This window comes from Acinetobacter sp. ACZLY 512, from assembly GCF_023614015.1.
Classification (GTDB): domain Bacteria; phylum Pseudomonadota; class Gammaproteobacteria; order Pseudomonadales; family Moraxellaceae; genus Acinetobacter; species Acinetobacter soli.
This window is the reverse complement of the sequence record NZ_JAKIVI010000001.1, coordinates 510,964-521,295: the sequence shown is the minus strand read 5'-3', so window position 1 is coordinate 521,295 and position 10,332 is coordinate 510,964. Positions and strand designations below refer to the sequence as shown.

9 protein-coding genes are annotated in these 10,332 nt (G+C 42.4%); 3 read left to right on the top strand and 6 right to left on the bottom strand.

Features of this window, described 5'->3' with window-relative positions:
- The coding region (locus tag L2096_RS02425) for a BapA/Bap/LapF family large adhesin (protein ID WP_250364810.1) at positions 1-2,497 on the top strand (2,497 nt) is incomplete at its 5' end.
- Between the two features lie 88 nt (positions 2,498-2,585).
- Here L2096_RS02425 and L2096_RS02420 read toward each other — a convergent pair.
- A complete protein-coding gene (locus tag L2096_RS02420) occupies positions 2,586-3,032 on the bottom strand; it encodes a universal stress protein (RefSeq protein ID WP_004948919.1) in 447 nt (148 codons plus the stop codon).
- A gap of 199 nt (positions 3,033-3,231) precedes the next feature.
- On the opposite strand from L2096_RS02420, the gene L2096_RS02415 reads away from it, so the two are divergent.
- Positions 3,232-3,594: an MGMT family protein gene (locus L2096_RS02415; protein ID WP_235471356.1), complete on the top strand. Its 363-nt coding sequence runs from the start codon at positions 3,232-3,234 to the stop codon at positions 3,592-3,594.
- 73 nt (positions 3,595-3,667) lie between these two features.
- Here the strand turns inward: L2096_RS02415 and greA are convergent, their stop codons facing one another.
- From greA to carA, 3 genes are all read right to left on the bottom strand, one after another.
- Complete coding sequence (gene greA, locus L2096_RS02410) at positions 3,668-4,144, bottom strand: transcription elongation factor GreA (protein ID WP_004939793.1); 477 nt, start codon at positions 4,142-4,144, stop codon at positions 3,668-3,670.
- 90 nt (positions 4,145-4,234) lie between these two features.
- On the bottom strand, positions 4,235-7,468 hold the full coding sequence (carB, locus tag L2096_RS02405) for a carbamoyl-phosphate synthase large subunit (protein ID WP_004948917.1): 3,234 nt from the start codon (positions 7,466-7,468) through the stop codon (positions 4,235-4,237).
- A 14-nt stretch (positions 7,469-7,482) separates the two neighbouring features.
- Positions 7,483-8,622, bottom strand: a complete 1,140-nt coding sequence (gene carA, locus L2096_RS02400; RefSeq protein WP_055414637.1) for a glutamine-hydrolyzing carbamoyl-phosphate synthase small subunit — start codon at positions 8,620-8,622, stop codon at positions 7,483-7,485.
- A 343-nt stretch (positions 8,623-8,965) separates the two neighbouring features.
- On the opposite strand from carA, the gene L2096_RS02395 reads away from it, so the two are divergent.
- Positions 8,966-9,394 carry a hypothetical protein gene (locus tag L2096_RS02395; protein WP_004939787.1) on the top strand — a complete coding sequence of 143 codons (429 nt, stop codon included), beginning with the start codon at positions 8,966-8,968 and terminating at the stop codon, positions 9,392-9,394.
- Positions 9,395-9,442: 48 nt separating this feature from the next.
- Here L2096_RS02395 and L2096_RS02390 read toward each other — a convergent pair whose 3' ends face one another.
- Both L2096_RS02390 and yhbY read right to left on the bottom strand, forming a co-directional pair.
- Positions 9,443-9,979: a DOMON-like domain-containing protein gene (locus L2096_RS02390; RefSeq protein ID WP_250364809.1), complete on the bottom strand. Its 537-nt coding sequence runs from the start codon at positions 9,977-9,979 to the stop codon at positions 9,443-9,445.
- A 12-nt stretch (positions 9,980-9,991) separates the two neighbouring features.
- Positions 9,992-10,318, bottom strand: a complete 327-nt coding sequence (gene yhbY, locus L2096_RS02385) for a ribosome assembly RNA-binding protein YhbY (RefSeq protein WP_004939780.1) — start codon at positions 10,316-10,318, stop codon at positions 9,992-9,994.
- Positions 10,319-10,332: the final 14 nt, after the last annotated feature.

The window sequence follows — 10,332 nt, the reverse complement described above, 5'->3', positions numbered from 1 at the left end:
TGGTCTGGTGAGTGACGATGTGGGTCTGGTACAAGGTCCGCTTGGCAACGGTGCCAGCACGGATGACACCACGCCGACGCTCAGTGGTACAGGCGCGACACCGGGTGATGTGATCAAGGTATATGACGGCAATGATGTGGTGGGCAGTGTCACGGTAGGAGTAGATGGTCGCTGGAACTACACCATCCCGGCACCTGGCTTGACCGAAGGTCCGCACAACCTAAGCGTGACTGCGACCGATCCTGTAGGCAACGAAAGTGGCAAGAGCGATCCATTCAACCTGACTGTTGACCTAACTCCACCGAATGCACCATCGGGTACATTTAATGCTAGTGGTTCTGAGATTACAGGATCTGCTGAAGCTGGATCTGTTGTGAAAGTCAAAGATGCAAATGGTAATGTATTAGGCTCAGCGACTGCAGATTCAAGTGGCAAGTACACAGTGACTTTTACCGTTCCATTGGATGATGCTGAAAAAGTAAAAATTACAGCAACAGACAAAGCAGGCAATGAATCACAAGCCACAGATCTAACAGCACCGAATATTGTTATTGATGCGAAAGATAATATTGTTGAGGCTAAGGTCGACTTTACTTACCCAGTTACAGTAAATCCAAGTCAAAATATTATTAATGAAAGTTCGATTATTAATATTGGAAGTCAGACGTACTCTGGCAACTTTACTGTAGGCCAAGATCAGATTGCAGATGCGGTAATTTCAGTATCTACAGGTTCACTTATTAACTTGTTTGATACAGCTCAAATGAGATTGTACAAACAGCAAGATGATGGTACTTGGAAGTTAATTGCAGATAATCAATCGAATGGCTTACTCGATTTACTCGGTATCCTTGGTCAAACAACCCAAGTAAAAGTAAATGATTTAACACCTGGTAACTATCGATTTGACTTTACTGGCGGTTCATTAGTCGGTCTAGGCACTTCGATTAAAGCAGATTTGCAATTAACAACCGAAAATACAGCTGCTAATCCAGTCGTGAGTGGCATTACTTCTAAAGAAGGCAATGTGATCACAGATAATGATCAAACCAATGGTCAGGATCAGGTAACATCACAAACCAAGGTGACAGCCGTGAATGGCCAAACTGTCGCTGTCGATGGTAGTACGACCACAGTTATCGGAGAGCATGGCACCTTAACCATTAAAGCGGACGGAAGCTATAAGTACACTCCTACTAGTAATGTAAACGTAATTGGTAAAACTGATGTCTTTACTTACACCATTACCGATACAACTTCTGGTAAGAGTGATACAGCTAAACTGATTGTTCAAATTGGAACCAATAGTGATCTAGACTTGACTTGGAATCCAAACAACCCAGAGGCAGATGCGACCAGCGTTGTTGCGACCAACAATGTAGAAGAGGTTGATGTAAATGCAACCAATGCTACAACAACTGCTTCAGCTAACCCTATTAACTACTCATGGTTCATTGGATTAGCAGGCATTACCCTTGGACAAACTTCTGGTAGTACTAACTTCACTGTTGCATCTGGAACAATTGAAAATGTAAAAGTTACATTTACATCGGGCCAAGCTATTTCCTTGGGCGGAGGTACAACAATTAATGTTTACAACTCCTCAGGCACATTAATTGGTACAACTGCCTCTGGAAGTACACTTGATTTAATTGGAATTTTTCCTAATGGAAATAGCGTTACGTTGACTGGATTAAACGCTGGCTCATATCGAGTAGAAGCTGTCACAGGCTCTGGTCTAGTAAGTGTTGGAGGTTCTGTGAATGCGACTGTTACACGTGAAGTCATTGATCTCGATAGCTACACCGTAACTTCTCGTGAGACTGTAAAAGGAAATATCTTAACGGAAGATACTGGTGCAGGCGTAGATAAAGTTGCATCTCAGTACACTGATATCGCGATTTCAAATAATGGATCAACTTACTCTACTGTCACTAGTACAGGTACAACGATTCAGGGAGCTCACGGTACACTTGTGATTAAGTCCGATGGTAGTTATACCTATACGCCAAACATGACACTTACAGGTGGCGGCGAAGATCAGTTTACTTATAAACTGATTGCACCAAACGGCGATGAATCGACTGCAACACTGAAGTTTAATGCCGGTTTTGTATACAACACCAGTGCAGGTGCCGATATTATTACTAGCAGTGCAGGTGATGATACCTTCACCACCAACGCAGGTGCAGACAAAGTGATCTTCAACTTGTTGAATAACACTGATGCGACTGGTGGAAATGGTCATGACACATGGACTGATTTCAGCAAAGCACAAGGTGATAAAGTGGATATCAGTGCATTGTTAACAGGTCAAAGCGTCACAGCATCTAATATTGCGAATTACGTTACAGTAACCAAAGATGGTGCAGATACGGTAATTAGCATTGATCGTGATGGAACAGGAACAACCTACCAAAGCACTGAGTTGCTTACATTGAAAAATGTGAATACAACTCTAGATGAACTGTTGCAAAACAATCATTTGATTTACTAATTCGTTAGAAAAAAAAGAGGACCGTTAGGTCCTCTTTTTTGTTTAAATATTATAAAAATTAATGTCTTACATGTTAAAAACATCAATCTTATTTATGCACTACCAGTACAGGCAGCGAGGTTTCTCCTAAGAGTTTTTGAGTGACACTACCAAGAACTAATTTACGAATACCTGTTCGGCCATGTGAACCAATTACAATTAAATCGACCGCATGCTCTTCAGATGCTTTAATAATCTCTTTATGAACATCTTGGCCTTCAATGATGACAGTATTCGCATCAATTCCAAACGTTAAGAATTTTTGTTTTGCTTCATCGACAATAGTTTTAATAATTTCTCGAGTTTGTTTTAGCGCGTCGTTTTCCACTTGGTGTGCCGAATTAATATATTCAATGTTGATGAATGGATCAATTGTTAAGACATAGATCACAGTCACTGTACTTTGATAGGTGGTTGCAAGCTTGGCGGCATGCTGAATTGCAGTTAAAGATGTGGGTGATCCATCGACTGGCACCATGATATGTTGATATCCCATTCTTATATACTCCCTTGTATTTATTGATAAGATTTATTGCATCCAAACAGTATTCTATTTAATTTATAAAAAATAGAGGCGACTTAATTATCTTTAGTATGAGTTGCTTTCATAAATTAGCACAAAATAATCTTAAAGATTCAACTTTAGAATTCATGCATAATCAAATTTTTAATTGTTTTATATAAGATGTGTGCTTATGGTGATTTCCCGTCAAGTTCAGCCACAAAAAGCGTCATCGATTGAGCTATATCGACAGATATTGGCTGTAGTTGCATTAGTGCCTGAAGGTTATGTGGCCACTTATGGGCAGATCGCCAAACTTGCTGGACTACCTAAACATGCTCGATTGGTTGGAACTGTTTTAAAACAGCTGAGTGAGACGTCAGATTTGCCTTGGCACCGGATTATTAATGCACAGGGACGAATCAGTACTGGGCAAATCAATGATGCTGGTCAAAATATTCAAGAACTCAAACTCATACAAGAAGGTATCATCATAAAAGGTGGACGAATTGATTTGAAGAAGTACCAGTGGATGACTGACACATCTCAAATTTAGGCAGACTAGAATTGAGATGAATAGAGCATAATAAAAAGCCCCAGCGAACTGAGGCTTAAGTCATCGAGTGAAATTATAAGTATTCCACACTTACGATTTCATATTCGACTTCACCCTGAGGCGTCGTGATTTTAGCTTCGTCACCTTCGCTTTTACCCAGTAGGCCACGTGCAATTGGCGAGTTCACAGAGATTTTATTGATTTTAAAATCAGCTTCATCATCACCCACGATCTTATAGGTTTTGCGCTCTTCGGTATCAAGATTTTCAATGGTCACAGTCACACCAAAAACCACTCGGCCATTGTGTTCAAGCTCTTTAATATCGATCACTTGAGCTGCGCCTAATTTACCCTCGATATCCTGAATGCGTCCTTCACAGAAACCCTGTTGTTCACGTGCAGCGTGATACTCGGCATTTTCTTTTAAATCACCGTGTTCACGCGCTTCTGCAATCGCTTGTGTAATACGTGGACGTTCAACACTCTTCAGATGTTGTAATTCTTTCTCTAGAGCAGATTTGCCCTCGGGAGTCATTGGATAACGTTGCATTTTAGTCCCTCTTAATAAAATGGGAAAACCGCATTTTTAAAAAATAAAAAGCCCGCCACCGATAAGGTGGCGGGACTTATCGGTAACGAATTAACCTACTGTTTGTAAATCTTGCAAACGGTAAACATCCATTGGCAATTTCACAGCAAAAGCTTGGCAAACGGCTTCTGCACCGTTGATGGTCGTGGTGTAATACACTTTACCCTGTAGGGCAGCACGACGAATCATGGCAGAATCATATTGCGCTTGTTTGCCTTCTGTTGTGTTGACAATAAGATGAATTTCACCATTTTTCAAGCGATCCACAATATGTGGACGACCTTCGGTGACTTTATTTACTGCTTCACACTCCAGACCTGCTTCACGGAGGACTTTATGTGTGCCATTTGTTGCAACAAGTTTAAAGCCATACGCGATTAACTGCTTAGCAATATCAGCAATGTATTTCTTGTCAGATTCACGTACAGACAAGAATGCATACTTCACTTCACCATCAGTTGGCAAACCAGGCAGACGTTCGTTTGAGCCAAGTACGGCTTTGTAGAATGCTTCACCAAAGGTTTGACCCACACCCATCACTTCACCTGTCGATTTCATCTCTGGGCCAAGCATTGGATCTACGCCAGGGAATTTGGCGAATGGGAAGACTGCTTCTTTCACAGCAAAACGTGTCGGGATAATCTCTTTGGTAAATCCTTGAGACGCTAGCGATTGACCCGCCATACAACGTGCTGCAACTTTCGCCAGTGATTCACCAATACATTTCGATACGAATGGTACGGTACGTGAAGCACGTGGATTCACTTCAAGAACATAGATGTCGTTGCCTTTTACAGCAAACTGTACGTTCATCAAGCCAATAACACCGAGCTCTTTTGCCATTGCAACGGTTTGACGACGCATCTCATCCTGAACTTCTTGAGAAAGCGAGTAAGGTGGGATTGAGCAAGCTGAGTCACCAGAGTGAATACCGGCCTGTTCGATGTGCTGCATGATACCGCCAATCACCACATCTTTACCATCAGAGACACAGTCTACATCGACTTCAGTTGCATCGTCTAAGAAACGGTCGAGCAGGACAGGCGCTTCATTCGACGCTTGTACCGCTTCACGAAGATAACGTTTCAGCTCTTCTTCGTTATACACGATTTCCATTGCACGACCACCTAAGACATAAGATGGACGAACAACCAATGGATATCCCACTTTCGCTGCTTCTGAAATGCCTTCTTCAGCCGATTTTACAATACTGTTGTTCGGTTGGCGAAGTTGTAGACGTTGAATCATTTGCTGGAAACGTTCACGGTCTTCAGCACGGTCAATTGCATCTGGTGAGGTACCAATAATTGGTGTGCCTGCTTCTTCAAGCGCACGTGCCAATTTAAGTGGTGTCTGACCACCGTACTGTACGATCACGCCTTTTGGCTTTTCGGTACGCACAATCTCAAGTACATCTTCAAGCGTAACGGGCTCAAAGTACAAACGATCTGAAGTGTCGTAGTCTGTTGAAACTGTTTCTGGGTTACAGTTCACCATAATGGTTTCGTAACCGTCATCACGCATTGCAAGCGCTGCGTGTACACAACAGTAGTCAAACTCGATCCCTTGACCAATACGGTTTGGACCACCGCCAATAACCATGATCTTGTCACGGTTCGATGGATTCGCTTCGCATTCTTCATCATAAGTTGAGTACATGTAGGCAGTGCCTGACTCAAACTCTGCTGCACAGGTATCCACACGCTTGTAAACCGGATAAACACCCAAATTCCAACGTTGCTTACGGAATTGCTTTTGTGAAATACCCATCAAGTTGGCAATACGTAGGTCAGATAAACCTTTACGTTTGAACGAACGGATGTTGTCAGCGTTTAGATCACCAAAACCTAGCGTCTTCACTTGCGCTTCAGTTTTGATAATGTCCTCAATTTGAATCAAGAACCAACGGTCGATTTTGGTCGCTTCAAATACGTCATCTAAAGAAAAACCGTGACGGAATGCGTCAGCCACGTACCAGATACGCTCCGGACCAGGCACTTTAAGTTCTTTTAAGATAATCTCTTTGGCATTGGTGGTACCGGCTTCAACTTTTTCATCAAAGCCACAAACACCCACTTCCAAACCACGTAAAGCTTTTTGTACAGACTCTTGGAAATTACGTCCAATCGCCATTACTTCACCCACAGATTTCATCTGTGTGGTTAACACAGGCTCTGCTTGCGGGAATTTTTCGAAGTTAAAGCGAGGAATCTTGGTTACTACATAGTCGATTGCAGGTTCAAATGATGCTGGTGTTACGCCACCAGTGATGTCATTTTTTAATTCATCAAGGGTGTAGCCTACCGCAAGCTTCGCCGCGATTTTTGCAATCGGGAAGCCTGTTGCTTTTGAAGCAAGAGCAGATGAACGCGATACACGTGGGTTCATCTCGATCACAACCATACGGCCGTCTTTCGGATTGATACCAAACTGTACGTTTGAACCACCTGTTTCAACACCAATTTCACGAAGAACTGCAATCGATGCATTACGCATGATTTGATATTCTTTGTCGGTTAGTGTTTGTGCAGGTGCAACAGTGATCGAGTCACCTGTATGCACGCCCATTGGGTCAAAGTTTTCGATTGCACAGACGATAATACAGTTGTCGTTTTTATCACGAACAACTTCCATCTCGTACTCTTTCCAGCCAATCAGTGATTCATCGATCAATAATTGTTTAGTCGGAGAAAGATCGAAACCACGCTCACAGATCTCAATAAATTCTTCTTTATTGTAAGCAATACCGCCACCAGAACCACCCATGGTGAATGATGGGCGAATGATGACCGGGAAGCCGAAACGTGACTGAATTTCTAGTGCATGTTCCATACTTTCTGCAACATCGGCACGAGGACACTCTAAGCCGATTTTACGCATTGCGATGTCAAAAAGTTTACGATCTTCTGCTTTTTCAATTGCGTCTTTAGTGGCACCAATCAGTTCAACATTGAACTTTTCTAGAACACCGTTTTCGTCCAAAGCAAGCGCACAGTTCAATGCAGTTTGGCCGCCCATAGTAGGGAGCACAGCATCTGGACGCTCTTTTTCGATAATTTGCGCAACAGTTTGCCAAGTGATTGGTTCAATGTAGGTCGCATCCGCCATTGATGGATCGGTCATGATGGTCGCTGGGTTAGAGTTGACCAAAATAACACGGTAACCTTCTTCACGAAGCGCTTTACATGCTTGTGCACCTGAGTAGTCAAACTCACAGGCTTGTCCAATTACAATTGGACCAGCACCGATAATCAAGATGCTTTTAATATCCGTACGTTTAGGCATTATTCGCTCCTCAATTACTTCTTAGCTGCTTCGATAAGTTCGATGAAATGATCGAACAATGGGGCACAGTCATGTGGACCTGGGCTAGCTTCTGGGTGACCTTGGAAGCTAAATGCGGGTTTGTCTGTACGATGAATACCTTGGTTTGTACCGTCAAACAGTGAGCGGTGAGTCACCTTCACATTTTCAGGTAAAGTACTTTCGTCAACAGCAAAGCCGTGGTTTTGAGAAGTAATCATCACTGTACCTTGTTCAAGGTTTTGTACAGGATGGTTTGCACCATGGTGACCATGATTCATTTTCATGGTTTTTGCACCTGATGCCAGCGCTAAAATCTGGTGACCCAAACAAATACCAAATACTGGTAAGTTGGTTGTTTCCACAATTGTTTTAACTGCTTCGATTGCATAGTCACATGCCGCTGGATCGCCAGGACCATTCGACAGGAAAACGCCATCTGGATTCATTGCCAAAACTTTCTCGGCAGGTGTTTGAGCAGGAACAACTGTAAGTTTACAACCGCGGTCTGCAAGCATACGCAAGATGTTGGTTTTGACACCGTAATCGTATGCAACGACATGATATTTAAGTTCAGGTTGAGTAAAACCGTGTCCAAGCGTCCATGAACCTTCCGTCCATTCAAAGCCTTCAGGATCACAGCACTCTTTTGCCAAATCGAGGCCATTTAGACCACCAAAGGCACGTGCTTTTTCGAGCGCTTGTTCTTCTGTAATATTGTCGCCCGCAAGGATACAGCCGTTTTGCGCACCTTTTTCACGTAAAATACGTGTCAGTTTACGCGTATCAATGTCGGCAATTGCCACAACATTGTGCTGTTTTAAGTAGTCGCCTAAAGATTGTTCAGAACGGAAATTACTGTGAAGCAAAGGCAGATCACGAATAATCAAACCATTTGCCCACACTTTATGGATGCGACCCGATTCGGCGTCTTCGTCATTGCATCCAGTATTTCCAATGTGAGGATAAGTTAATGTCACAACTTGTTGTGCATAACTTGGATCGGTCAGAATTTCTTGATAACCAGTCATGGCAGTATTAAAAACGACTTCACCAGTCGTTGAACCCGTAGCACCGATAGACGTACCTTTAAAGATCGTTCCATCAGCAAGGGCTAAAATGGCGGGGGTGCTCAAACCAAAGCTCCTGAACTAAAACCACAAAAATTAGGGCTGTAAAAAAGCGAGTAGACGTAAAAAAAGGTAGGCTGCCTTCAAAAACATGCCCTCCTTTCAGTCTACTCGCTTATAACTTAACAGCGCATTATACGCATCGATTAGACCAAAGTCTACGTTTTTATTTGAAAAATTCTGAATTAAAACAATTCATTGTTTTTACTGAATTTTTGATATCGAAATTTGAAAAAAACACTGAAATTCAAGATTGTCGAACAATTTTTATCAGTTTTCTCAACATTAGGCTTACTATGTAATATGCGGTGACCAAATCGATACTATTACGTGAATCAGAGGTGTATTCATGACAACAAAAAAATCATTAAAACAAGCGGTCCAAGCGCATCAACAGCAAGTTGATCAACTGTGTAGTGACACCACAGCACAGGTACAAGAAGTGCTGAACGAAACGCAGGAAAAAATTGAAACTGAAGCCAAAGAATTAAACCAGACCATCCAAACCCAGTATCAACAAATTAAAGCCGATGTGCTTGGCCGCTTAGATGTGATCAAATCGCAACTCACACATTCACAAGGCGATTTGTCTGAGGCAGTTGAAGTACTTAAAAAAGAGTTATTGCAACTCAGTGATGATTTAAGCAAATTGGGTAAAGAAATTAAAGATGATCTGACCCATGTGACTTCAAAACACAAGGAAACACTGACTGAAGTGCTTAAGCGTTCTAAAGATCAGGCGCTTGAAGCATGGCATAAAGTCAAAGAGAGTGCTTAGTATTGAGCAAAAGACAAAAATGCGAGATCTAGTTATCTCGCATTTTTTTTAAAACTGATGTAGCCAATCCCGTTTATTATGAAAATCGGGTTGTGGACTACTATGTTGCATGGCGTAGAACTGTGTTCCTTGAGAGGTGTTGAGTACAGCACTTAACCCCACATAGAGATCTGTCCATTTCACTTGGTGCTGACGCATAAATTTGCCAAGATCGAGGCTTGTATTTAGACCGTAATGCGTGCGCTCTAGCTTGATGAGTTCGATATCATGCGCGGCAACAGGAGGCATCTGCTCTGGATAGCGATACTCTTCAAACTCATATACTTGCCAGGCCTGTGAAGGGGAGAGATTAACCTCACGGTACGCATCTTGATGTTTAATGCCAATAAAGACTTCAAAGCAAGTTGAATTCCATAAATAATCTTGACGAGGATGCGCTGAGACACGTTTGGGCCATTCAATCAGCTGGTTGGGATCACGTACCCAGAATCCGATATTTAAAAAAGATGGATGTTGTTGCTCAATCGCACCGACCAGTGAAATGACTTCAAACCGATCAAATGCATTTAACTCATAACTCGCCATACATCAAATCAACTATTTGTTGCCCAAATGCGCATGACGCACAAGATTTGAAAGATTTGGATTTTGTTTTGCAGCTTTTTTATACAAAAGTGCAATCTTGCCAATTTTCTGTACCACTTCAGCTTGAGTCTCTGCAATTAAAGCATCAATCACTTGTGCACGCGCGTCGCGGTCTTCACCTGCAATTTTGATTTTAATCAATTCGTGATCATTCAGTGCGCGGTTGGTTTCTTCGATAACACCTTCCGTCAACCCTTGTCCACCGATCATGACCACTGGATTGAGCGCATGCCCGATTTGACGTAAGCGTTTACGTTCTTGGATAGATAAAGCTGCCATTGAAACTACCTAGG

Excerpts from the sequence above, each read along its gene's own strand:
- L2096_RS02420 (WP_004948919.1), bottom strand. The coding sequence starts at position 3,032 with ATGGGATATCAACATATCATGGTGCCAGTCGATGGATCACCCACATCT.
- L2096_RS02415 (WP_235471356.1), top strand. The coding sequence starts at position 3,232 with ATGGTGATTTCCCGTCAAGTTCAGCCACAAAAAGCGTCATCGATTGAG.
- greA (WP_004939793.1), bottom strand. The coding sequence starts at position 4,144 with ATGCAACGTTATCCAATGACTCCCGAGGGCAAATCTGCTCTAGAGAAA.
- carB (WP_004948917.1), bottom strand. The coding sequence starts at position 7,468 with ATGCCTAAACGTACGGATATTAAAAGCATCTTGATTATCGGTGCTGGT.
- L2096_RS02395 (WP_004939787.1), top strand. The coding sequence starts at position 8,966 with ATGACAACAAAAAAATCATTAAAACAAGCGGTCCAAGCGCATCAACAG.
- L2096_RS02390 (WP_250364809.1), bottom strand. The coding sequence starts at position 9,979 with ATGGCGAGTTATGAGTTAAATGCATTTGATCGGTTTGAAGTCATTTCA.
- yhbY (WP_004939780.1), bottom strand. The coding sequence starts at position 10,318 with ATGGCAGCTTTATCTATCCAAGAACGTAAACGCTTACGTCAAATCGGG.